This window comes from Pseudomonas sp. FP818 (genome assembly GCF_030687335.1).
Lineage (GTDB): Bacteria > Pseudomonadota > Gammaproteobacteria > Pseudomonadales > Pseudomonadaceae > Aquipseudomonas > Aquipseudomonas shahriarae.
The window spans coordinates 4,974,109-4,997,804 of sequence record NZ_CP117427.1; the positions used below are offsets into that span (position 1 = coordinate 4,974,109).

Annotated in this window: 14 protein-coding genes and 4 pseudogenes; 7 read left to right on the forward strand and 11 right to left on the reverse strand. The window is 62.7% G+C overall.

Annotation, left to right across the window (positions count from 1 at the left end; genetic code table 11):
* The first annotated feature begins 2 nt into the window (after positions 1–2).
* The 3 genes from PSH80_RS22580 (at position 3) to PSH80_RS22590 (ending at position 3,441) form a co-directional block, all read left to right on the forward strand.
* Positions 3–656 (forward strand): ABC transporter permease, encoded by a 654-nt coding sequence (locus PSH80_RS22580; RefSeq protein ID WP_027604864.1) that lies wholly within the window; start codon positions 3–5, stop codon positions 654–656.
* The gene (locus PSH80_RS22585; RefSeq protein ID WP_104910916.1) at positions 653–1,810 is read left to right on the forward strand and encodes a betaine/proline/choline family ABC transporter ATP-binding protein; all 1,158 of its coding nucleotides are present in this window, start codon (positions 653–655) and stop codon (positions 1,808–1,810) included. The genes PSH80_RS22580 and PSH80_RS22585 overlap by 4 nt, the downstream gene beginning before the upstream one ends.
* A gap of 467 nt (positions 1,811–2,277) precedes the next feature.
* The gene (locus PSH80_RS22590; protein ID WP_032861941.1) at positions 2,278–3,441 is read left to right on the forward strand and encodes a type III PLP-dependent enzyme; all 1,164 of its coding nucleotides are present in this window, start codon (positions 2,278–2,280) and stop codon (positions 3,439–3,441) included.
* On the opposite strand, the pseudogene PSH80_RS22595 reads toward PSH80_RS22590, so the two are convergent.
* A pseudogene (locus tag PSH80_RS22595) lies at positions 3,432–4,214 on the reverse strand (tetratricopeptide repeat protein). The gene PSH80_RS22590 and the pseudogene PSH80_RS22595 sit on opposite strands and share 10 nt — an antisense overlap.
* 2 nt (positions 4,215–4,216) lie before the next feature.
* Positions 4,217–4,897 (reverse strand): Fe2+-dependent dioxygenase, encoded by a 681-nt coding sequence (locus tag PSH80_RS22600; protein WP_057441033.1) that lies wholly within the window; start codon positions 4,895–4,897, stop codon positions 4,217–4,219.
* Positions 4,898–5,113: 216 nt separating this feature from the next.
* On the opposite strand from PSH80_RS22600, the pseudogene PSH80_RS22605 reads away from it, so the two are divergent.
* A pseudogene (locus tag PSH80_RS22605) lies at positions 5,114–7,410 on the forward strand (TonB-dependent receptor).
* Positions 7,411–7,546: 136 nt separating this feature from the next.
* Positions 7,547–10,070, forward strand: a pseudogene (locus tag PSH80_RS22610) (PepSY domain-containing protein).
* Between the two features lie 206 nt (positions 10,071–10,276).
* Here the strand turns inward: PSH80_RS22610 and PSH80_RS22615 are convergent.
* The 4 genes from PSH80_RS22615 to ptsP form a co-directional block, all read right to left on the reverse strand.
* Complete coding sequence (locus PSH80_RS22615) at positions 10,277–11,818, reverse strand: alkaline phosphatase (protein WP_115129017.1); 1,542 nt, start codon at positions 11,816–11,818, stop codon at positions 10,277–10,279.
* 78 nt (positions 11,819–11,896) lie between these two features.
* On the reverse strand, positions 11,897–13,591 hold the full coding sequence (locus tag PSH80_RS22620) for a PTS fructose-like transporter subunit IIB (protein ID WP_057958413.1): 1,695 nt from the start codon (positions 13,589–13,591) through the stop codon (positions 11,897–11,899).
* Between the two features lie 11 nt (positions 13,592–13,602).
* Complete coding sequence (gene pfkB, locus PSH80_RS22625; RefSeq protein WP_057958412.1) at positions 13,603–14,544, reverse strand: 1-phosphofructokinase; 942 nt, start codon at positions 14,542–14,544, stop codon at positions 13,603–13,605.
* Entirely contained in the window at positions 14,545–17,403 is a 2,859-nt protein-coding gene (gene ptsP / locus PSH80_RS22630) for a phosphoenolpyruvate--protein phosphotransferase (RefSeq protein ID WP_169959779.1), read from the reverse strand.
* A gap of 283 nt (positions 17,404–17,686) precedes the next feature.
* Here ptsP and cra point away from each other — a divergent pair, with 283 nt between their 5' ends.
* Both cra and PSH80_RS22640 read left to right on the forward strand, forming a co-directional pair.
* On the forward strand, positions 17,687–18,682 hold the full coding sequence (gene cra, locus PSH80_RS22635) for a catabolite repressor/activator (protein ID WP_120734161.1): 996 nt from the start codon (positions 17,687–17,689) through the stop codon (positions 18,680–18,682).
* A 2-nt stretch (positions 18,683–18,684) separates the two neighbouring features.
* Positions 18,685–19,488: a TatD family hydrolase gene (locus tag PSH80_RS22640; protein ID WP_057958409.1), complete on the forward strand. Its 804-nt coding sequence runs from the start codon at positions 18,685–18,687 to the stop codon at positions 19,486–19,488.
* On the opposite strand, the gene PSH80_RS22645 is transcribed toward PSH80_RS22640, so the two are convergent.
* The 5 genes and pseudogenes from PSH80_RS22645 to ampD all read right to left on the reverse strand — a co-directional run bounded on the left by PSH80_RS22645 (position 19,408) and on the right by ampD (position 23,672).
* Positions 19,408–19,848 carry a hypothetical protein gene (locus PSH80_RS22645; RefSeq protein WP_057958408.1) on the reverse strand — a complete coding sequence of 147 codons (441 nt, stop codon included), beginning with the start codon at positions 19,846–19,848 and terminating at the stop codon, positions 19,408–19,410. The genes PSH80_RS22640 and PSH80_RS22645 overlap by 81 nt on opposite strands.
* A gap of 127 nt (positions 19,849–19,975) precedes the next feature.
* Positions 19,976–20,905: a methyl-accepting chemotaxis protein gene (locus PSH80_RS27490; RefSeq protein WP_370693753.1), complete on the reverse strand. Its 930-nt coding sequence runs from the start codon at positions 20,903–20,905 to the stop codon at positions 19,976–19,978.
* Positions 20,882–21,973: pseudogene (locus PSH80_RS27495) on the reverse strand (methyl-accepting chemotaxis protein); the annotation flags it as partial. The pseudogene PSH80_RS27495 and the gene PSH80_RS27490, both read right to left, overlap by 24 nt.
* Before the next feature lie 302 nt (positions 21,974–22,275).
* Positions 22,276–23,112, reverse strand: coding sequence for a regulatory signaling modulator protein AmpE (gene ampE / locus PSH80_RS22655; protein ID WP_057441051.1), 837 nt, complete (start codon positions 23,110–23,112; stop codon positions 22,276–22,278).
* Positions 23,109–23,672: a 1,6-anhydro-N-acetylmuramyl-L-alanine amidase AmpD gene (gene ampD / locus PSH80_RS22660; protein WP_057441053.1), complete on the reverse strand. Its 564-nt coding sequence runs from the start codon at positions 23,670–23,672 to the stop codon at positions 23,109–23,111. The genes ampE and ampD overlap by 4 nt, the downstream gene beginning before the upstream one ends.
* Between the last annotated feature and the right edge of the window lie 24 nt (positions 23,673–23,696).

Genomic DNA, 23,696 nt, shown 5'->3' on the forward strand with positions numbered 1-23,696 from the left:
ACATGGAATTTCTGAACGCCTTTTCCCATCTTGATTGGGCCCAAGTCCTGCACCTGACCTGGCAGCACATCACCCTGGTCGGGATCGCCGTGATCCTCGCGATCGTCGTAGGCGTGCCCCTGGGCGTGCTGATGACCCGCTTCCCGACCCTGGCCGGCCCGTTGCAAGCCAGTGCCACGGTGCTGCTGACGGTGCCATCGATTGCCCTGTTCGGCCTGCTGCTGCCGTTCTACTCCAAATTTGGCCAGGGCCTGGGGCCGATGCCGGCGATCACCGCCGTATTCCTCTACTCCCTGCTGCCGATCATGCGTAACACCTACCTGGCCCTGACCGGCGTCGAGCCGGGCATCCGCGAAGCCGCCAAAGGCATCGGCATGACCTTCGGCCAGCGCCTGCGCATGGTCGAGCTGCCGATTGCAGTGCCGGTGATCCTCGCCGGGGTGCGCACCGCCGTGGTGATGAACATCGGTGTAATGACCATTGCCGCCACCATCGGCGCCGGTGGCCTGGGTGTACTTATTCTGGCTTCCATCAGCCGCAGCGACATGTCGATGCTGATCGTTGGCGCCGTGCTGGTCAGTCTCCTGGCCATCTTCGCCGACCTGCTTCTGCAATGGCTGCAACGCTCGCTGACTCCAAAAGGATTGCTCAAATGATCGAACTTCAAAACCTGTCCAAGACCTTCCAAAGCAACGGCAAGACTGTCACCGCCGTTAACGACGTGAGCCTGACTGTCAATGAAGGCGAGATTTGCGTGTTCCTCGGTCCCTCGGGCTGCGGCAAGAGCACCACGCTGAAGATGATCAACCGCCTGATCAAGCCCTCCTCGGGCAAGATCCTGATCAACGGCGAAGACACCACCGACCTCGATGAAGTGACCCTGCGCCGCAATATCGGCTACGTGATCCAGCAGATCGGCCTGTTTCCCAACATGACCATCGAGGAAAACATCGTGGTCGTGCCCAAGCTGCTGGGCTGGGACAAGCAGAAATGCCACGACCGCGCCCGCGAGTTGATGAGCATGATCAAGCTCGAACCCAAGCAGTATCTGCACCGCTACCCGCGCGAGCTGTCCGGTGGCCAGCAACAGCGCATCGGCGTGATCCGCGCCCTGGCGGCCGACGCGCCGTTGCTGCTGATGGATGAGCCGTTCGGCGCGGTCGACCCAATCAACCGCGAGATGATCCAGAACGAGTTCTTCGAGATGCAACGCGCGCTGAACAAGACGGTGATCATGGTCAGCCATGACATCGACGAGGCGATCAAGCTGGGCGACAAAATCGCCATCTTCCGCGCCGGCAAGTTGTTGCAGATCGACCACCCGGACACTCTGCTGGCCCATCCCGCCGACGAGTTTGTCAGCAACTTTGTCGGCCAGGACAGCACCCTCAAGCGCCTGCTGCTGGTCAAGGCCGAAGACGCGGCGGACAACGCCCCGTCGGTCAGCCCGGAAACCCCGGTGGCCGATGCCCTGGAGCTGATGGACGAGCATGACCGCCGCTATGTGGTGGTCACCTGCGCCGAGAACAAGGCGCTGGGTTATGTACGACGTCGCGACCTGCATCGTCAGACGGGTACCTGCGCCCAATACCTGCGCGAGTTCAACGCCACGGCGGCGTTTGACGAGCACTTGCGCATCCTGTTGTCGCGCATGTACGAGTTCAACCGCTCGTGGCTGCCGGTGATGGATGCCGAGCGGGTGTTTTTGGGTGAGGTGACCCAGGAGTCGATTGCCGAGTACCTGAGCTCTGGTAAGTCCCGTGGGGGCAAGACCAGTATTGTGTCGCCTGCCGAGACTGCACTGGCCTGACACCACTCGGTCAAAATTGTGGGAGCGGGCTTGCTCGCGAAAGCGGTGTGTCAGTCTCTGAATGGGTGCTGACCCACCGCCTTCGCGAGCAAGCCCGCTCCCGCATTTAGTTCTGCTGGGTGTCAGGAAATAGCCTGATTCCTCCTCATTGGGGAACATCAATCCGTCACACCGGTCGGTTACATAAGTAGCTGAACTGGGTCACGCGACGAACGCGTGCAAAAACGCGACATTTTTAGTTGATCTCAAGCCCCTCACGCCCTAAAGTTCGCGCCGAACGTCCATGCTGGAAACGATCCATCCGGCTCAAGTACTGACGACGAGACAGCAAGGCCAAGGGAAGCTTATCCCGTGGCCTTTTTGCTTTCGGCGACATGCCTTGGGAAGTAGGCGAACCAAAGTGGGGATACGGAGGACGTTCATTTGCACCCATTGTTAATTTCAGTTTGCCCTTAGGAGTTCCCAGCATGTCGATCAACGTCGAAGATTATTTCGCGCGCGCCACTTTTGACAAAATGAAGGCGTTCGCCGACAAGCAAGAAACCCCGTTCGTGGTGATCGACACCGCGATGATCAGCCAGGCCTACGATGACCTGCGCGCCGGTTTCGAATTCGCCAAGGTGTACTACGCCGTCAAGGCCAACCCGGCTGTCGAGATCATCGACCTGTTGAAAGACAAGGGTTCGAGCTTCGACATCGCCTCGATCTACGAGCTGGACAAGGTCATGGACCGCGGCGTCAGCGCCGACCGTATCAGCTACGGCAACACCATCAAGAAATCCAAGGACATCCGCTACTTCTACGAGAAGGGCGTGCGCCTGTTCTCCACCGACTCCGAAGCCGACCTGCGCAACATCGCCAAGGCCGCGCCGGGCTCGAAAGTCTATGTGCGCATCCTCACCGAAGGCTCGACCACGGCTGACTGGCCTCTGTCGCGCAAATTCGGCTGCCAGACCGACATGGCCATGGACCTGCTGATCCTCGCCCGCGATTTGGGCCTGGTGCCTTACGGCATCTCGTTCCACGTGGGTTCGCAGCAGCGTGATATCAGCGTGTGGGACGCCGCCATTGCCAAGGTCAAGGTGATCTTCGAGCGTTTGAAAGAAGAAGACGGCATCCACCTCAAGCTGATCAACATGGGCGGTGGCTTCCCGGCCAACTACATCACCCGCACCAACAGCCTGGAAACCTACGCCGAGGAAATCATCCGCTTCCTCAAGGAAGACTTCGGTGACGAGCTGCCGGAAATCATCCTGGAACCAGGCCGTTCGTTGATCGCCAACGCCGGGATCCTGGTCAGTGAAGTGGTGTTGGTCGCCCGTAAATCCCGCACCGCCGTCGAGCGTTGGGTGTACACGGATGTGGGCAAGTTCTCCGGCCTGATCGAAACCATGGACGAAGCCATCAAGTTCCCGATCTGGACCGAGAAAAAGGGCGAGATGGAAGAAGTGGTGATCGCCGGTCCTACCTGCGACAGCGCCGATATCATGTACGAAAACTACAAGTACGGCCTGCCTCTGAACCTGGCCATTGGTGACCGCCTGTACTGGCTGTCGACGGGTGCGTACACCACCAGCTATAGCGCAGTTGAATTCAACGGTTTCCCGCCGCTGAAATCCTTCTACGTCTGATCCCGTAGGAGCCGGCTTGCCGGCTCCTGCAATTCCTCTGCGCGTTGTTGGTAGGCATCGGCCATGGCGCGAATCTGCGGATCATTGGCCGCTGCCAGCGCTTTATGGGCCACCCGCAAGAACTTCAGATTCCCGCCCTCCAGTGCCTTGTGCAACCACTCAAGCGCCGCTTCGATCTGCCCATGCTCAGCCAGCATGGCCGCATAACTGAACTGCCCGCGAAAATCCCCACCTTGCGCCGAGCGGCGATACCACTCAAGCGCTGCGGGCACGTCTTGCGCACAGAACTGCCCTTCTTACAGGTAACGCCCCAACAGGTTCATCGACTTGGCATGCCCCCGTTCGGCAGCCTGGCGATAACAGGCCAGTGCCTGCTGCTGGTCTTGCGTCACCCCGCGCCCGGTGGCCAGCAGGTTGGCGTAGTTGTACAGCCCCCAATCCAACCCGGCTTCTGCCGCCTGGCGGTACTCCCCGGCAGCCGCCCGCTCATTGGCGGCGCAACCCCAACCATGCTCCAGGCAGCGCCCCACCATATTGCGCGCCATCAAGTGGCCGCCCTGGGCGGCGATCCGGAACCAGCGCAGGGCCAGCGCTTCATCGCGCTCGATCCCGCGCCCTTCCAGGAGGATTTGCCCCAGCAGCGCCTGGGCATCGAGCACGCCCTCCTTCGCCGCCATCAGGATCGCCTGGGCCGCGCGGGCCGGTGATTCATCGAGCATGGCCCGCAGTTGTTCGCCGTCGAGGCGTTCTTCGCGGCGCAAGTGAAAAGCCATGCTCAGACCTCGACCCAGCGACGCAACAGGTTGTGATAGGTGCCGGTGAGCTGGATCAGCGCCGGGTGGTCCGGTACGTCACGGCTCAGTTGCTGGATCGCACCGTCCATTTCGAACAGCAACGTACGCTGGCTGTCTTCGCGCACCAGGCTTTGGGTCCAGAAAAACGCGGCATAGCGCGCGCCCCGGGTCACGGCGTTGACTTTGTGCAGGCTGGAGCCTGGGTACAACACCATGTCGCCGGCCGGCAACTTGACCCGCTGCAGGCCGAAGGTGTCCTGGATCTCCAGTTCGCCGCCGTCGTATTCATCCGGGTCGCTGAAAAACAGCGTAGAGGACAGGTCAGTGCGTACCCGCTCGTGGCTGCCCTTGGGCTGGCGTACGGCGTTATCAATATGGAAGTCGAAGCTGCCGCCGGCGGTGTAGCAATTGAGCAGGGGCGGGAAGACTTTATGCGGCAGCGCCGCCGACATGAACTGCGGGTTTTGCCACAGGCGCTCGAGCATCGCCGCGCCGATTTCCTTGGCCAGTGGATGGCCCTCCGGCAATTGCAGATTGTGCTTGGCCTTGGCCGACTGATGACCGGCGGTGATCTTGCCGTCAGCCCAGTCCGCCTGCTCCAGGGCTTCGCGGATGCGCAATACCTCGTCGCGGGAGAACAGGCCGGGAATATGCAGCAGCATGGGGCGTTACCTGAGATCAGAGGGGCGCCAATGGTATTGATTACTATTGGCGCTGTAAAACCCTGATCCGACGGGCAGACGTATGAGCCCGCAAAAACCGTAACTCCCGAAGTGTAAATTTTGTAAACAGGATGCAAATAGCAATGCCTCTCAATTGCTATGCATAATTGTTTACAATATATTTCGCGCCCTAACATCCTTGGGGTAGGGAATTTCATGTCGCGCCACATTACAAAAACACCAAACAGTTCACCGCGCTTGCTGGCCTCGGCCATTGGCGTGGCCATCAGCGCCAGCTCCGTCGCCCACATGGCGCAAGCGGCCGAAGAGACCGAACAAAAAGGCGAGCGCAACAGCATTTCCCTGGGAGCCACCAGCATCACCGGCCAGGAACAGGACGCGACCTCCTACCAGACCGAAAACGCCTCTTCGCAGAAATACACCGCGCCGCTGGTCGACACCCCGCGCTCCGTCACCGTGGTACCGGCGCAGGTACTCAAGGACACTGCCGCCACCTCGCTGCAGGACGCTCTGCGCACCGTGCCGGGCATTACCTTTGGTGCTGGCGAAGGCGGCAACCCCCAGGGCGACCGCCCGTTCATCCGCGGCTTCGATGCCCAGGGCGACACCTACCTGGACGGCGTGCGTGACACCGGCGGCCAGAGCCGGGAAATTTTCGATATCGAGTCCATCGAAGTCAGCAAGGGCCCCAACTCCTCGTTCGGTGGCCGTGGCTCGGCCGGTGGCAGCCTCAACCTGGTGAGCAAAACCCCACAAGCACGGGACTTCCTCAACGGCGGTTTTACCTACGGCTCCGACCAGACCCGTCGCTATGCCCTCGACGTCAACCGCCAGTTCCTCGACAGCGCCGCGTTCCGCCTGAACCTGATGAGCCACGAGCAGGAACGTGGCCGGCCGCGACGCAGTCAACTACGACCGTTGGGGCGTGGCACCGTCGCTGACCTTTGGCCTGGGCACCCCGACCCGCGTCAACCTCAGCTACTACCATATGGAAAGCAACGACCTGCCGGATTCGGGTATTCCTTATGGCTATAGCTCCGCCGCAGCCACCGCCCATGGTCACGACAAGCCTACCGACGGCGGCGACAGCAGCAACTTCTACGGCCTCAAGGATCGCGACTTCCGCAAGACCCGCGCCCGATATCAGTACGTTCTCCATCGAGCACGACCTGAACGACAACATGACGATCAAGAACACCCTGCGTCATGGCAGTACGGGTCAGGATTACGTCCTCACTCAGCCGGACGACAGCAAACTCAACGTCAACCAGTTCGGCACCGTCTGGCGCCGGGCCAATAGCCGTGTGTCGACCACCACGACCACCACCAACCAGACCGATCTGTTTGGCAGCTTCCAGGCCCTGGGCTTCAAGCACAGCTACTCTACCGGCCTGGAATTTACCGGGGAAGAAACCCGTGTCAGCGGTTACACCGTCAGCCCTAACGGCAACCCTACCGGCGGCTGCACACCTGGCAAGGTCGGCAACAGCGGCGGCCAATGCACCTCGCTGGGCAACCCGAACCCGGACGACGCCTGGACCGGCAGCGTCGCCCGCAACTACATGGGCACCAACACCAAGGCCACCAGCCGCGCCGCGTACGTGTTCGACACCATCGAGCTCGATCCACAGTGGCTGCTGAACGTTGGCCTGCGTTATGACACCTTCGACACCGTCGCCAACACCAACGCAGCCACCGGCCGTACCAAGCTCAAAGACGACAGCCAGTTCTTCAACTGGCAGGCCGGCCTGGTCTGGAAGCCGATGGAAAACGGCAGCATCTACACCTCCTATGCCACTTCGGCCTCGCCCGCTGGCGGCCTGGTGGGTGAAGGTGTCGACTCCAACGCCATCCCAACCGGCATCAACACCAGCGACATGAAGCCGGAAGAAACCGTCAACTACGAGCTGGGCACCAAGTGGGATCTGTTCCACGACCGCCTGTCCCTGACCGCTGCCCTGTTCCGCACCGAGAAGAAAAACGCGCGCATCCTGGTGAACTCCAACACCTATGAAAATGCCGGCGAATCCCGGGTCGATGGCCTGGAGCTTTCCGCCAGCGGCAAGCTCACCGAGCAGTGGCAGGTATTCGCCGGCTACAGCTACCTGAAAAGCGAGCTGGTGGACCCAGGCAAAAACGGCAACCGCCAAGGCGTGGTGACTGCGGGCTCCAACAAAGGCAACGAAATGCCCAACACGCCGAAGCACTCCTTCAGCCTGTGGACCACCTATGACATCACCTCGAAACTGACCGTCGGTGGCGGCGCGTTCTATGTGGACGACGTCTACGGCGACCCGGCCAACACCGTCTACGTGCCGTCCTACACCCGCTACGACGCCATGGCCAGTTACAAGCTGACCAAAAACGTCGACCTGCAATTGAACGTGCAAAACCTGACCGACAAGACCTACTACGACAAGGCCTATGGCGCGCACTTCGCCAACCAGGCAGCCGGTCGTACCGCGCTGTTGACCACCAGCTTCCACTTCTAAGGCGCTAGACGTTTCATGCAAAAGCCCCGCGCATTGGCTGCCCGGGGCTTTCGTCTGTAAAAAAGAAAGTTTCTCGACCACCCACGGCATAATGCGCGCCGTAAAAATCATATCCAGCTCAGCGAGGCCGTCCGACGTGTTGAAGAAAACCCTGTTCCAGTTGCACTGGTTTTTCGGCATTACCGCCGGGCTGGTGTTGGCATTGATGGGGATTACCGGGGCCGCGTACTCGTTCCAGGATGAAATCCTGCGGGCGCTCAACCCCACGGTACTGACCGTGCAAAAACAACCCGCCGGGGTGCTGCCGCCCGCTGAACTGGTGCGCAAGCTCGAAGCCACCGAAGGCAAGGCCGTGGCCATGCTGTGGGTTGAAAGCGAAAGCGGCAACGCTGCCCGGGTGTTCTTCACCCCGCCACCGGGCGAGCGCCGGGGGCAGATGCGCTACTTCGACCCGTACACCGGCGACTACCTGGGCGACGCCGTCGGCCAGGACTTTTTCGGCCTGATGCTGCAGCTGCACCGCTTCCTCGCCCATGGGTGACACCGGCCGGCAAATCACCGGCGCCTGTACGCTGATTCTGATTTTCTTCTGCCTTTCCGGCCTGTACCTGCGCTGGCCGCGCCAGGTGGCGAGCTGGCGTGCCTGGCTGACCCTGGACTGGCGCAAGAAAGGCCGCAGCTTCAACTGGGACCTGCACTCGGTGTTCGGCACCTGGTGCCTGCTGTTCTATCTGTTGGCCGCGCTTACCGGGCTGTCCTGGTCCTACGAGTGGTACAACAAAGGCCTGACCCGGCTGCTGTCCGATGCACCACAGAACGAGCGGGTGCGCAATCGCGGCCCGGCGCCTGCGGGCCCGGCGCCCATCGCCAATTACGAGGCGATCTGGAGCAGCATCTACAGCACTGCCGGCCCGGGCTTGAGCGCCTACAACATCCGTATGCCACCTGTCGCCGGGCAACCGGCCACGGTCTACTACCTGTTGCAGAGCTCGCCCCATGACCGCGCGCTGAACCAGATCAACCTCGACCCGGCCACAGGCGTCGTCAAAAGCGTCGAGCGCTATGGCGACAAAAGCCTCAAGGCGCAGTTGCTGACCAGCATCTATGCCCTGCATGTGGGCAGTTATTTCGGCCTGGTGGGGCGGATCATTCTTACCGTCACTGCACTGTGCATGCCGCTGTTCTTTATTACCGGCTGGTTGCTGTACCTGGACCGCCGCCGCAAAAAGCGCCAGGTGCGCGATGCCCGTAAAGGCCTGGGCGAGAACCACAGCGATGCACCGGCCTGGCTGATCGGTTTCGCCAGCCAGAGCGGGTTTGCCGAGCAACTGGCCTGGCAGACCGCCGGCCAGTTGCAGGCCGCCGGGTTGCCGGTGAAGGTCCAGCCCTTGGGCAGCGTCAGCGAAGAGGACTTGCGCCAGTCGGAACACGCACTGTTTGTGGTCAGTACCTTCGGCGATGGCGAAGCACCGGACAGCGCGCGCGGCTTCGAACGCAGCGTGCTGGGGCGCGACCTTTCTCTCCAGGGCCTGAACTACTCGGTGCTGGCCCTGGGCGATCGCCAATACCAGCACTTCTGCGGCTTTGCCCGGCGCCTGCACTTCTGGCTGACCCACCAGGGCGGCAACGCGTTGTTCGCCCCGGTCGAAGTCGACAGCGGCGACCAGGAGGCCCTGCTGCACTGGCAACACCAACTGGGGCAGATCACCGGCCATGCACCGGCCGCCTGGGCCAGCGCCCACTATGAAAGCTGGACCCTGAGCCGGCGTACCCTGCTCAACCCAGACAGCAGCGGCACGGGTGTCTACCTGCTGGGCCTCAACCCGCCCGCCCCGCGCGACTGGCTGGCCGGCGACCTGGTGGAAATTCTGCCACGCCATTGCCCGTGGGCCGTCGAGCATTTCCTCGATGGCCTGGGCATCGCCGGCACGGACGAAGTGCTTGTCGATGGCCTGGCGCGGCCCCTGGAACAGGTGCTGGCCAGCCGCCAATTGCCGGACAACCGCTCCCATCTGGTCGGCCTGCACGCCCAGGCCCTGGTGGAGGCACTGGTGCCAGTGGGCATGCGCGAATACTCCATCGCCTCGATTGCCAGCGACGGCGTGCTGGAGCTGATCGTGCGCCAGGAACGCCACCCTGACGGCAGCCTGGGCCTGGGGTCGGGCTGGCTGACCGAGCACGCGCCGCTGGGTGCCGCGATCAGCCTGCGGTTGCGGCGCAACAGCGGCTTCCATCTGCCAACGGAGCCTGTGCCAATGATTCTGCTGGGCAACGGCACTGGCCTGGCCGGCTTGCGCAGCCTGCTCAAGGCGCGCATCGCCGATGGCCAGCAGCGCAACTGGTTGCTGTTCGGCGAACGCAACATCGCCCATGACTACCACTGCCAGAACGAGCTGCAAGGCTGGTTGGCCAGTGGCGACCTGGCGTTGCTGGACCTGGCGTTTTCGCGGGATCAAGACGAGAAAATCTACGTCCAGGACCGCCTGCGCGAATCCGCCGATGTACTGCGTAAATGGCTGGCCGAGGGCGCAGCGATTTATGTCTGCGGGAGTTTGCAGGGCATGGCGGCCGGGGTGGATCAGGTGTTGGTGGATGTTCTGGGAAGCGAGGCGGTGCAACGCCTTATCGAACAGGGCCGCTACCGCCGGGATGTCTACTGACCTACAGCCATCAAAATGTGGGAGCACTCCAAATCAAGAAGACTGGGAGCCCACAAACGGCGGGATGTCTACGATCTCTGGACACGCACACATCCAAATGTGGGAGCGGGCTTGCCCGCGATGGCGGTCTGTCAGTAACCGATTGGCTGGCTGATCTATCGCAATCGCGGGCAAGCCCGCTCCCACAGGTTTGGGCGCATTTCAGGTCAGGTGGGTTGGAGTTTTTGTTCGAATACCGACACGCCATCCAGGTCGCGCAACGTGACCGTCAGCTCCGCCGTTTGCCCATCAATCTGCACCTCGCCAAAAAACTGGAACCCGGCAAACGGCGACGTGTTTTGCGCCGGTGGGGCTTTTTCAAACACCACCTGCGGGCCAAAGGTTTTATCCAGCGGATTGGGCCCGAAGCTCCCTGCATTCAAGGGCCCCGCGACAAACTCCCAGAACGGCTCGAAATCCTGGAACGCCGCCCGGTCCGGGTGGTAGTGGTGCGCCGCGCAGTAGTGCACATCGGCGGTCAACCACACATGATTGTGCACCTGTTGCGCGCGCAGAAAACCGAGTAACTCGGCAATTTCCAGCTCACGGCCCTGGGCCGCGCCAGGGTCGCCGTTGGCCACCGCTTCCCAGCGCGGCACACCGGGGCTGACTTCGCCGTCGGGCACGCCGAGGCCGATAGGCATGTCGGCGGCAATCACCTTCCACTGCGCCTTCGATGCCTTGAGTCCGCCCTTGAGCCAGTCCAATTGCGCCCGCCCCAGAAACGGTTTGGCAGCGCCCAGGTTGTCATCGTTGGCCTCACGATAGCTGCGCATGTCGAGTACAAACACATCGAGCAACGGCCCGTAGCTGAGCTTGCGGTAGATGCGCCCGCCCTGGTCGGCGCCCTGCAAGCGCATCGGCGCGTATTCCAGCCAGGCCTGGCGTGCGCGGCCCACCAGGGTGGTGATGTCCTTGGTCTGGTAACGCTCGTCCAGTTGCTTGCCAGGCGACCAGTTGTTGACCACTTCGTGATCGTCCCATTGCCAGATCTGCGGCACCTGGGCATTGAAGCGGCGCACGTTTTCGTCCATCAGGTTGTAGCGATAGTTACCACGGTATTCATCCAGGGTTTCGGCGACTTTGCTCTTGGCCTCGGTGGTGAGGTTGCGCCAGATACGCCCGCTTTCGGTGGTCAGTTGCGCCGGCACCGGGCCGTCGGCGTAGATGGTGTCGCCGCTGTGGATAAAAAAATCCGGCAGGCGCAGACGCATGGCTTCGTAGATGCGCATGCCGCCGATGTCCGGGTTGATGCCGAAGCCCTGGCCGACGGTGTCGCCGCTCCACACAAAGCGGATATCGCGGCGCTGTTGCGGCACGCTGCGCAAGTGGCCGAACCAGGGCTCGCTGGCCACGCCGGTCTGCGCGTCCTCAAATTGCACACGGTAGAAAATCGCCTGGTCGGCGGGCAGCCCGGTCAACTCGACGCGGGCGGTGAAGTCGCTGCGGCTGTCGGCCAAAGGCGAGATGAATCGGCGCGGGTTGCTGAACAGGCTGCGGGTATCCCACTCGACCACCATCCGTGCAGGGCGGTCGCAGCGGCTCCAGATCATGGCGCGGTCGCCCAGCAAGTCGCCGGACTGCACGCCATCGGTCAACTGCGGCCGGTCCTTGACCGACGCGATCACCGCCGGTGCCAGCCCCGGCAACAGCAGGCCGGCGCCGACACCCTGAATCACCCGGCGACGGCCGGGGTTGAAGTGGCTCATGGCTTTCCCTCTGCACAGCAAAAGGAAAACTAAAGCATGGGCGGATGAAGCACAGATGACAGGCGCCGACACCTACATTCAGGCGACGGCCTCGGGGCGCTTGATCACGGCATACACCAAGCCGGTGAGCACGCTGCCAGCGACGATCGCCAACAGGTACAACAGCGCATGGTTGATGGTGTTCGGGATCAGCATCACAAACAGCCCGCCGTGGGGTGCCATCAGCTTGCAGCCGAAGTACATCGACAAGGCACCGGTCAATGCGCCGCCGGCGATGCTGGCCGGGATCACCCGTAGCGGGTCCTTGGCGGCAAACGGGATGGCGCCTTCGGAGATAAAGCACATGCCCAGGATCAACGCGGCCTTGCCGGCCTCGCGCTCGGTCTGGGCGAACTTGCGCCGGGCCAGGAACGTGGCGATTGCCATGCCAATCGGCGGCACCATGCCCGCGGCCATGGTGGCGGCCATCGGTGCGCCGCTCTGGGAGGCCAGCAGGCCGACGGAGAACGCGTAGGCCGCCTTGTTGATCGGCCCGCCAAGGTCGGCGCACATCATCCCGCCCAGCAGGATGCCCAGCAGCACCGCATTGGTGGTGCCCATGGTGCTGAGGAAGTCCGTCAGGCCCACTAGCATCTGCGCCACCGGCGGGCCGATCAGGTAGATCATCGCCAGGCCGGTGATCAGGCTCGCCAGCAACGGGATGATCAGGATCGGCTTGAGCGACTCCAGGCTCTGCGGCAATGGCACCGCGCGGGTAATCAGCTTGACGCTGTAGCCGGCGAGGAACCCGGCAAAGATCCCGCCGATAAAACCTGCGCCCAGGGTGCTGGCCAACAGGCCGCCGATCATCCCCGGCGCGAGGCCCGGACGGTCGGCAATCGAATAGGCGATGTAGCCGGCGAGCAGCGGCACCATCAGGGTGAAGGCATGGTCGCCGACCGCTTTGAGGGCCGCCGCCAGGGTGCCGGGCTCTTCGTAGGCGTGAATACCGAAGACGAAGGACAGGGCAATCAACAAGCCCCCGGCCACGACCATCGGCAACATGAATGACACGCCGGTCAGCAGGTGTTTGTAGACCCCGGTTTTCTCTGGTTTGGCCGTCGTACCGCTGGCGGCGCTTTCCTGCTGGCCTTCGGCCAGGGCTTTATCGAGGATCGCGGCGGACTGCTTGAGCGCAATGCCAGTGCCACAGCGGTAGATTTTCTTGCCGGCAAAGCGCTCGGTGGCCACTTCGATATCGGCGGCCAGCAGCACCACGTCGGCGTCGCGAATGGCTTGCTCGCTCAGGGGCGTACGTGCGCCTACCGAGCCCTGGGTTTCTACCTGCAGGTCGTAACCCTTGGCCTTGGCGGCCTGCTGCAACGCTTCGGCGGCCATAAAGGTGTGGGCCACGCCGGTGGGGCAGGCGGTGATGGCGACAATGCGCGGCACGTTTTTTACCGTCGGCACTGTGGTGCTGGCAACGTACAACTGGGCCTCTTGCGCGCCCCGTTGCAGCACCGCTTCAACGTCCTGTAACGCCTGGGCCGGAGTGCTCTGGTACACGCGCTTGCCGACAAAGCGCTGCATGTCCACGGGCGTACTGGCGACCAGCAACACCCATTCGGCCGCGTCGAGGGTGGCCTGGGAAAGGGCGCGCTCGGGGTGGTTCACGTCCACCACTTCCACGCTGGTGCTCCAGCCCTGGCGTTGTGCGGCGGCGTCCAGCAAGCGGGCGCACAGCACACTGGTGACCATGCCGTTGGGGCAGGCGGTAACAATGGCTAACTTCATGACAAACCCTCTTATTGTTCTGTCAGCGGGCGTACTTGCACGCCGCTTTCGAGGCGCGCCAGGTGCGCGTCATCGCTGATGCCGAAACCGATCTGTGTGACGGCCATGGCGGCGATGGCCGTGGCCCGCGCCAGGGTCGTATGTGCGCTGTCCTGTACCAGTAGACCGTGGAGCATGCCGGCCAGCAACGAGTCACCCGCGCCCACCGTACTGGCGACGGTGACGCGGGGCGGCGTGGCATGGAACGCGCCGTTTGCAGTGAACCAATTGACCCCCTCGGCACCCTGGGACACCACCACATGCTCCACACCTTGCGCATGCAGGCGCTTGGCCGCCTGGGCCTGTTGAGCAGGCGTGTCGGCTGGGCAATCCAGCGCATCGGCCAGTTCTTCGGTGTTGGGCTTGATCAACCAGGGAGCGGCCTGCAACCCGGCACGCAAAGCCTCGCCGCTGGTGTCCAGGGCGACTTTGAGACCCAGGGTTTTCAGGTGCTGCAACAAGGCGTACAGCCACTGCGGGCTGACCCCACGGGGCAGACTGCCAGCGACCACCACCACATCATGGCCGGGGGCAATCCGCGTCAACTGCTCAAGCATCGCCTCTTGCGCCTGCGCGCTGACCTGTGGCCCCGGGGCGTTGATATCGGTCACCCGGCCGTCGTGCTCAGCGATTTTAATATTGCTGCGGGTTTCCCCCGGCACACGAATAAACGCATCGACAAAACCCCGACGGGCAATCAACGCGTCGAACGCCTGGGGATTGTCTGCCCCCAGGAATCCGCCAACCGTCACTTGATGGCCAAGGTCCGCCAACACCTGGGCGACATTCACGCCCTTGCCCGCCGCATGGGTCAGCATGGCCTGGCTACGATTGACCGCCCCTGGCTCCAGGCGCGCCAGTTGTACGGTCAGGTCCAACGCCGGGTTCAGCGTCAGGCTTAGAATCCTTGCCATTTACACAGCCTCCACAAGGGCGCGCACTTGCGCGGGAGAGCCCACGGCCAAGGCGTTTTGTGCGAGAGTCTGGGCCTCGCTCAGGGTGAATTCACGGACACGGGCCTTGACCTCGGGAATGCTGCGGGCCGACACGCTCAACTCGTCGACGCCAAGGCCGACCAGCACCGGCACGGCCAGCGGGTCGGCCGCCAGCTCACCGCACACCCCGACCCATTTGCCATGGGCATGGGCGGCGCGCACGGTGATGTCGATCAGTTGCAGCACCGCCGGGTGCAGCCCGTCAGCCTGGGCCGACAGGGTGGGATGCCCACGGTCGATGGCCAGGGTGTACTGGGTCAGGTCATTGGTGCCAATGCTGAAAAAGTCCACTTCCTTGGCCAGTACTGGCGCCAGCAAGGCCGCCGAAGGCACTTCGATCATGATCCCCAGTTGCAGGTCCGCTACCGGGATCTGCTCGCGCAGGCGCTCGGTCATGTCCCGGGCCTGGCGCCACTCATCGACGCTGCCGACCATGGGAAACATGATGCGCAGCGGGCGACCGTCCGCCGAACGCAACAGCGCACGCAGTTGGGTTTCCATGATCTGCGGGCGTTGCAGGGTCAGGCGGATGCCGCGCACACCCAGGAACGGGTTTTCTTCTTTGGCAATCGGCCAGTAAGGCAGGGGTTTATCACCGCCCACATCCAGGGTGCGCACCACCAGCGGTCGCCCAGCCAGGCCGTCGAGCACCCGGCGGTATTCGGCTTCCTGGGTGGCTTCGTCGGGGGCCTGGGAATGGGCCATGAAAATCAGTTCGGTACGCAGCAGGCCAATGCCTTCGGCGCCCTGCTCGACCGCCGCGGCCACTCCTGCGCTTTCGCCGATATTGGCAAACACTTCCACGGCATGCCCATCACGGGTCATGGCCGGCTCATGGCGCTGGGCGGCAGCGGCCTGCAGGCGTTGTTCGCGGGTGTCGCGCTCCTGCGTGGCGCGCTGCAAGGTGCCGGCATCGGCATCCACATGCAGGCGCCCGCGCTGGCCGTCGAGCAACAGTGGCGTGCCCGAGGCCAGCAGCAAGACCGCCGGCCCCGCGCCAACCAATGCGGGAATCCCCAGGGCGCGGGCGACGATGGCACTGTGGGCGGTGGCACCACCGCGTGCGGTGAGGATCCCCGCCACGCGCGTCGGGTCGAGGCGCGCCACATCCGACGGGCCGACCTCATCCATCACCAGAATGTAAGGTTCGTCGGGCTCCTGCGGGGTGTCGATGCCACACAGTTGCGCCAGCACCCGCCGGCCGATATCCCGAAGGTCGGCGGCGCGTTCGGCGAGCAGCGCGTCCTGCAAGGACTCCTGCTGTTTGGCGGCCGCTTCGATCACGCTCATCCACGCCGCTTCGGCGCTTTCGCCTTGCTTGAGGCGGGTGTCGACTTCGTCGGTCAGTTCCGGGTCGTCGAGCATTTCCTGGTGGGTGATGAAAATCTCGCGGATCGCCTTGGACGTGCTGCGCTCGATCAAGCCCTGGATATCGTGGCGCACATCACGCAGCGCAGCGGATAGGCGCTCGCGCTCGGCGCTGGCCGACTCGCCCCGCAGTGGATAATCGAAAGGCTGCAACACTTGGATATGGGCCGGACCGATGGCGATCCCCGGTGCCGCAGGGATTGCCTGAATCAGGCTGCCGGAGAGTGGCGCACTGAGCGGTGGTTCGGCCTCGATGACTTCAACCCGTGCGCTGACGGCCGGCAGCGGCTCGACGTCTTCACCGAGCCCCGCTTGCACAGCCGCCAGCAACGCCGGCAGCGCATCGTCGGCAATCGCCGGCTCGGCGACAAACTCCAGCACCTGGCCACGGCGGGCGCCGAGGCTGAGCAGCTTGCTCAAGCTCTTGACCGACACCGCGCCGCCCTGCCCGTCGACGATCCGCACGCGGATCTCGCCGTCGAAGCCCTTCGCCAGTTGCGCCAGGGCCTTGGCCGGCCGCGCATGCAGGCCGTGGGCATTGGCCAGGGCAATGCGTGCGCTGGGCCAGTCGGCGGGCAGTTCGCCACCCAGTACTTCGAGGACCGCCCGGCTGCTGGTGGCGCGCCCCAGTTCCTGGCCGCGCCCTTCAATCAGCAAGGCGCACAGGCGCTCAAGCAGGGCCTGGTGGGCCTCACCGAGGCTGGCCAGGCAGAACAGGCCGCTCAATGGCTGGCCGAGGTAGCGCATGGGTTTGTCCGGGGTGACAAAGGCCAGGCCCGGGCGCTTGACCGTTTGTTCACTGTGCAGCCACCACAGGCCATCACCCAGGGGTAATGCATCGACTTGCTGCAACACGGCAGCAAAGCCATTGCTCACGCAATCGGCCTGGCGCAACAGGCGCGCGCCGCGCCACACCAGTTCTTCAAAATCGTCGGCGGACACGCCCAGGCCGATCATCTGTGCATCCAGCGCCAGTTCCTGGGGCGCACCCTGCAGCAGTTTGAGCAAGGCGTCGGCCGAGGTGGCGCGGCACAGCGCCTGGCCCAGGTCGGTTTCACCGAGGGCGCGGGTCAGCAGTTGCAGCAGGCGCAGGTGTTCATCGGATTTGGCCGCGATGCCAATCGCCAGGTAGACGATCTGGCCATCGCCCCAATCCACGCCTTGGGGAAATTGCAGCAGGCGCACGCCGGTGGCGAATACCTGGTCGCGGGTTTCGGGAGTGCCGTGGGGGATCGCAATACCTTGGCCAAGGAAGGTCGAGCCTTGCGCTTCACGGGCTTGCAGGCCGCTCAGGTAACCCTCGGCGACCAGGCCATCGGCCACCAGTTTTTCGGCGAGCAGTTGCAAGGCAGCAGACTTATCCACAGCCACCTGGCCCATGGATATCTGCTCTACGGTGAGCTCAAGCATGCCTTTCTCCTAGTTAGTGCGGGGTGCGCACTAGGTATTGTTTTGATTAAACCGTGCAAAAATAACTGACTGAGTGGTCAATTGGCAGTAGGCGCTCAGCAGCGATCATCGTAAAAATACGCCTGCTGAAACGTTTAATCTAGATTTTATGGCAGATTACTGGGTAATTCTGCATCCTTGAAGCACCGCTCGGCGCTTGAGTTGCGACAATGGTCGCGTGCAGGAATCGGTTACGATTGGACAAAATGTCGGGGCAAGCTCTAAAAAACAAGGAAATCCCGGTTTGAAACTCAGTGATATTGCACGCTTAGCCGGTGTGTCCGTGACCACCGCCAGCTACGTCATCAATGGCAAGGCCGCACAGCAACGGATCAGCACCGCCACCGTGGAACGGGTGCGGGCGGTGGTCGAGGAGCACGGCTTTACCCCCAACCCCCAGGCCGCCGGCTTGCGCAGCCGGCACACGCGTACCTTGGGTTTTATCCTGCCGGACCTGGAAAACCCCAGTTATGCACGGATCGCCAAGCTGTTGGAACAAGGCGCACGGGCCCGTGGCTATCAGTTGCTGATCGCCAGTTCCGATGACGATGCCGACAGCGAGCGCCAGTTGCTGCAACTGTTCCGCGCGCGGCGTTGCGATGCACTGTTCGTCGCCAGTTGCCTGCCCGCCAGCGATGACAGCTATCGCGAGCTGCAAGCCAAGGGCCTGCCGGTGATTGCCATCGACCGGGTGATGGACGCCGAGCAGTTCTGCTCGGTGGTCAGCGATGACCGCCAGGCCTGCCAGCAATTGACCAGCAGCCTGCTGCAACCCCTGCCCCGGCAGATCGTCCTGATCGGTGCCCGCCCCGAGCTGAGCATCAGCCAGGAGCGCGCGGCGGGTTTCCAGCAAGCGCTTGAAGACTTCAAAGGTGATGTGCTGGTCGAGCACGGCGAAGCCTTCAGCCGCGACTGCGGTCGCCAGTTGATGGAAGAACTCCTGCAACGCCTGGGGCATTTACCCGATGCATTGGTGACGACTTCCTACGTCCTGCTGCAAGGGGTGTTTGACGCGCTGCATGACTTCCCGCTCAAATCCCGGCCGCTGCGCCTGGGCACTTTTGGTGACACCCAGTTGCTGGACTTCCTGCCGCTGCCGGTCAACGCCATGGCCCAGCAGCACGCGCTGATCGCCGAGACGGCCCTGCGCCTGGCACTCGCGGCAATTGAAGAACAGCACTACCAGCCGGGTGTGCATGCCATTGGCCGGACCTTCAAGCAGCGGATTCACGAGATATAGACATGGAGCTGGTCGACAGCCACACCCACCTCGACTTCGAGGACTTCGACGCTGATCGCGACGAGGTGCTCAGGCACAGTCGCCAGCTCGGCGTGCGGCGCATGGTGGTGCTAGGGGTGTACCAGCGCAATTGGCAACGGCTATGGGACCTGGCACAACAGGACCCGGACCTGCACGGGGCCTTCGGCCTGCACCCGGTATACCTGGATGAGCATCGCCCCGCAGACCTGATCGAGTTGGGCGACTGGCTGACCCGCCTCAAGGGCCATCGCCAACTCTGCGCCGTGGGTGAAATCGGCCTGGACTACTTCCTGGCGCACCTGGACCGCGAACGCCAGCAATCCCTGTTTGAAGCCCAGTTGCAGTTGGCCGTGGACTTCCAGTTGCCGGCGCTGCTGCATGTGCGGCGCAGCCATGCGGCCGTTATCGCCACCCTCAAGCGCATTCGCCTGCCCCGGGGCGGGATCATCCATGCCTTCGCCGGCAGCCGCGAAGAAGCCCGCGAATACATCAAGCTGGGGTTCAAGCTGGGCCTGGGCGGCGCGCCAACCTGGCCTCAGGCCCTGCGCATGCACAAGGTCATCGCCCAACTGCCGCTGGAATCAGTGGTGTTGGAAACCGACTCGCCGGACATGGCGCCCGCCATGTACCCCGGCCAACGCAATAGCCCGCAACACCTGCCGGCCATCTGCAGCGCCCTGGCCGAACTGATGGGCATCAGCCCTTCAGCGCTGGCCAAAGCGAGCACCCGCAACGCCTGCGAAGTGTTCCACTGGCCCGTCGATGACGGGGTTGACCGCCTCTAGCGTCAGGGTCATGCGGTGCCGGTGGCGGGCGTGGCGCAGGGTCAGGAAGTGAATCAGGATCGCCACCAGCGACACATTCAATTGCCCGATCTTGCTGATCAAGCCGACCCACTCGACCACCAGGGCCACCAACAAGGCCACGCAGGTCAGCACCAGCATGCTCGGGCGCAGCAGGGCCAGGTTGTCCAGGGACTTCAACTGACGCAGTTGCCTGGGGCAATTGAGCAGCAGGACTTTGTGGCAATACGGGCAATCAAAGGGCTCGTTGAGTGCAATGGCATTGAGCTGCCAGGGCTTGAGCACAAAGGTGATATCGCAATGGGCGCAATGCCCTTTCACGCCTGGAGTTGTCGCGGTCATGGCCCTGCCTCCCGGAAGCGCTGGATGGGGTGAAACAAATTCTCACCCAATCCCAGCGCAAAAAAAGCTCACGCGGGAAAACAGGACATGCACCACATAGCAAAGGGATAAAGCCTACAACCAAGTCTTACACGCGGAAGGCACCGATCAGCTTTTTCAACTCAATCACCTGCAAGGACAATTGCCGGCTGGCCTCTTCGGTCTGGTGCGCGCCCTGGGCCGCGTGCTCGCCAGCCCGATTGATCTCGACGATATTCTGGTCGATGTCGTGGGCCACCGCCGTCTGCTGCTCCACCGCCGCCGCGATTTGCTGGTTCTGATCGACGATCATGCCCACCGCACCGAGGATATTTTCCAGGGCCAACTGGACCTGTTCCGACTGCCCGACCGTGCCGCTGGCCATTTTATGGCTGCTGCCCATGGCCTTCACGGCCGCGCCGACGCCTTGGTGCAACTTGGCGATCATCTGCTCGATTTCTTCGGTGGAGTGCTGGGTGCGCCGGGCCAGGGTGCGCACCTCATCGGCCACCACGGCAAACCCACGCCCCTGCTCCCCCGCCCGCGCCGCCTCGATGGCCGCGTTCAGGGCCAGCAGGTTGGTTTGTTCGGCGATGCTCTTGATCACTTCCAGCACGCTGCTGATGGATTGACTGTCGATGGCCAGTTGGTTGATCACCAGCACTGACTGGTCGATCTCCGATGCCAGTAGCGCGATGCTGCCCTGCTGGGATTGCACCAGGCCACGCCCGTTAAGGGTTTCATCGTTGACGCTATGGGCACTGCTGACAGCCGCCGCGGCACTGCGCGCCACTTCATGTGCAGTCGCCGACATCTGGTTCATGGCCGTCGCCACCTGCTCGATCTGGCTGCGCTGGCCCGACACCGCCTGATTGCTGCGCGCCGACACCGACTCCACCTGCCCGGCCTGATGCTCGACCTCCTGGACGGTCTGCCCTACCCGCTCGATCAGGTCGTGGATTTTCGCCACGGTGCCATTGAACACTTCGCCCAATTCACCCAGCTCATCGCGACTCTGGGACTTGAAGCTGACAGTCATGTCCCCGGCAGCGACCTTATCCATCATTGCCCCCAGGTGGCGCAGGGTGGTGCGGGTCGAGGCGTAGAAGCCGCCGTACAGATAGAAAATCAACAAGAACACCGCCGCCAGCGCTGTGACCAGCAGCACCATGTGCGTACGGTTCTGGGCCAGGCGCTGCTGCAGTTGCTGGTCGAGGAAGGACAGGGTCGCGTCGTCCAGTTGATAGGTCTTGGCCATCAAGGCCGTCACTTCGTCATAGAAGGTCTGCCACGGCGCCTCCAGGGTTTCGGCCATCACCACCTGCTCTTCAAACAGCTCGCTGCCCTGCTTGAGGCTGGCCTGGCTGGCTTGGGCCAAGGCATCCAGTGAACCATGGGCGGCCTTGCTGGAGCCCAGGGCGTCCTGCACTTTCAAACCGTATTCCGCCTGGAGTTTTTCCAGTTGCTGCAGCAGTTCGTCAAAACGCGTGCTGGACGATGAGTTGAGAAAACCCTGGCCCAGGGAATATGCGCCCATGGCCCGGCCTTCGCCCAGGGTCTGGGTGACTTGCGGAGTGACGCTGGTAATCAGTTCGCTGAGTTGGCGCACGTCGCCCTGGACATCACGACTCAACCCCGACTGGCTGGCAATGATCTGGCTGAACATCTGCGCCTTGTTCAGCAACTTGCCGATCAAGGCACTTTTGCTCAGCAGTGAAGACTCGCTTTGCTGGGCCTTGAAGGCCGCAATCATCTCATCGCGCTTGCCCTCGAACACCGCGACCTGCTCGGGATCGGTCGTCATCGCCTGGAAACCTTGCAGACGTTCCAGTACGCGCTGCTCCAAAGCGCTGATTTGACTTTCGATATCCCCCGCCTTGCCCGCCTGCCCAAGGGTGGCGTTGATCTGCACCTGATTGTTCAGGGTTTCCAGGTCGCGCCGCAGGATCAGGCTGCTGCCCAACAGGTCCAGGCTCTGCAACTCAACCTGCGTGCCCTGGAACTCACGCCAGGAATCGCGGACCAGGTAATAGTTGGTCACCAGCATGGGCAGGAAAAACAACACACTGATCAGGCTGAACTTCATGCCGAAGCTCAGGCGATTCATCAGCGCGATGGCGGGATAGAGCAAGCTCTTCACAGATGAACTCCCTTTTCTTTTATTTTTATTGAAGGCGCAGGGCAGCGGCAGAAAGCCACTATTGGGCGCGCTGTCTGTAAAGCTTAAATCGGCGGGAAGTTTTGTAACTTAAGGTTAACGCGATCGGCGGGGCCTGGCGGCCGACCGATTTTTGAAGCCACTACGGGCTCTTTGTGGGAGCGGTGTGTCAGTACCAGATTTTTTGACTGCTACACCGCATCGCGGGCAAGCCCGCTCCCACACAAGCCCGCTCCCACAAGAGGTGTTTTTCAGGGCAGGACGGTCCAGATCGCAAACCCGGCGTACCACAACACGGCCGCGCGCAGCAGCAGTTCCCACAACCGATCCAGGCTGTTGATCCCTTCGGCACCGACCACCGGCGCAGGAATTTCGCCGGCCACCAGGCCAACCTTTTCCACCAACTGCGCCGCACTGATATCCCAGTTCAACAGTTCATGCAGCATTACCCGGCTGACCGCGACAAAATTGCCGACCAAGGCAAAGCTCGCCGCCAGCAACCGCACCGGCAACCAGTCGAACGCATGGCGCAATTGTCCGGCGCGCTCGACCACCAGCGGGTTCTGCCCGTGTTCACTGGCCAGGGCCAACAGGCGGTAGGCCAGGGCCACCACCGGGCCGAGGAGGAAGTACCAGAAAATCACCGCAAAAAAACTCTGATAGGCCTGCCACAGCAAATGGCCCTGGACCCGCTCCAGCAGTTGCTCGCCGCTGTCGGCGCCAATGCCCAGGTCACGTTCGGCAACGTGTTCAGCGGCTTGCAAGTCACCCCGGCGCCAGGCATCGCGAAACGGCCCCAACTGGCCCAGCAAATCGCCGCGGCCCAGGCTGTAGATCACCACCAACAGGTGCACCGGCAGCGCCAGCAAACCATAGGCCAGCGGCTCCAGGACCAGCAGTAACAGCCCCAGCAATGCCACCGGCAGCAACACCAGCAGCGCCAGGATCAGCCAGGGTTGTTTGCCCAGCCGCGCGCTCGACTCAAGCCGAGCCAGTTGGCGCAGCCAACGGCCATCACGCTGTACCCGCTGACGCAAGGCCGAGAACTTCTCGATCCACACTGCCAGCACCAACACCAGGAAACTCATTGTGCATGTCCTCCATCCTGCAAGGCGCCGCGAAAACGCGCCCAATCAAAAGCCGGTCCAGGATCGGTCTTGCGTCCTGGGGCGATGTCACTATGACCGCAAATGCGCTGGTGCGTGATGCCCGGGTAGGCGGCCAGCAATTGGCGACTCAGTTCGATCAGGGAATGGTACTGGGCGTCGGTAAAGGGTTGGTCGTCGGTCCCTTCAAGCTCGATCCCCAGGGAAAAGTCATTGCAGGTCTCGCGCCCCTCGAAACAGGAGACGCCAGCATGCCAGGCACGGTCCCGGCAGGAGACAAATTGCGTCACCGTACCATCACGCTCAATCAGAAAATGCGCGGATACCCGTAGGTCAGCGATGCCTGCAAAGTAGGGATGTTCCGTGACATCCAGACGATTCTGGAAAAACGCCTGCACTTTGCCCGTGGCGAACTGGGCCGGCGGCAAACTGATGTTGTGCACCACCAACAGGGAAATCTCGCCGCCTGGGCGTTCATTGAAGTTGGGCGACGGGCAATGGGCAATGCCCTGGCACCAACCGCTGGTGGGGTCCAACTGCATACAGGTTCCTTGCGCACGACTTGG

Excerpts from the sequence above, each read along its gene's own strand:
- PSH80_RS22580 (WP_027604864.1), top strand. The coding sequence starts at position 3 with ATGGAATTTCTGAACGCCTTTTCCCATCTTGATTGGGCCCAAGTCCTG.
- PSH80_RS22585 (WP_104910916.1), top strand. The coding sequence starts at position 653 with ATGATCGAACTTCAAAACCTGTCCAAGACCTTCCAAAGCAACGGCAAG.
- PSH80_RS22590 (WP_032861941.1), top strand. The coding sequence starts at position 2,278 with ATGTCGATCAACGTCGAAGATTATTTCGCGCGCGCCACTTTTGACAAA.
- PSH80_RS22600 (WP_057441033.1), bottom strand. The coding sequence starts at position 4,897 with ATGCTGCTGCATATTCCCGGCCTGTTCTCCCGCGACGAGGTATTGCGC.
- PSH80_RS22615 (WP_115129017.1), bottom strand. The coding sequence starts at position 11,818 with ATGAGCCACTTCAACCCCGGCCGTCGCCGGGTGATTCAGGGTGTCGGC.
- PSH80_RS22620 (WP_057958413.1), bottom strand. The coding sequence starts at position 13,591 with ATGAAGTTAGCCATTGTTACCGCCTGCCCCAACGGCATGGTCACCAGT.
- pfkB (WP_057958412.1), bottom strand. The coding sequence starts at position 14,544 with ATGGCAAGGATTCTAAGCCTGACGCTGAACCCGGCGTTGGACCTGACC.
- ptsP (WP_169959779.1), bottom strand. The coding sequence starts at position 17,403 with ATGCTTGAGCTCACCGTAGAGCAGATATCCATGGGCCAGGTGGCTGTG.
- PSH80_RS22640 (WP_057958409.1), top strand. The coding sequence starts at position 18,685 with ATGGAGCTGGTCGACAGCCACACCCACCTCGACTTCGAGGACTTCGAC.
- PSH80_RS22645 (WP_057958408.1), bottom strand. The coding sequence starts at position 19,848 with ATGACCGCGACAACTCCAGGCGTGAAAGGGCATTGCGCCCATTGCGAT.
- PSH80_RS27490 (WP_370693753.1), bottom strand. The coding sequence starts at position 20,905 with ATGACTGTCAGCTTCAAGTCCCAGAGTCGCGATGAGCTGGGTGAATTG.
- ampE (WP_057441051.1), bottom strand. The coding sequence starts at position 23,112 with ATGAGTTTCCTGGTGTTGGTGCTGGCAGTGTGGATCGAGAAGTTCTCG.
- ampD (WP_057441053.1), bottom strand. The coding sequence starts at position 23,672 with ATGCAGTTGGACCCCACCAGCGGTTGGTGCCAGGGCATTGCCCATTGC.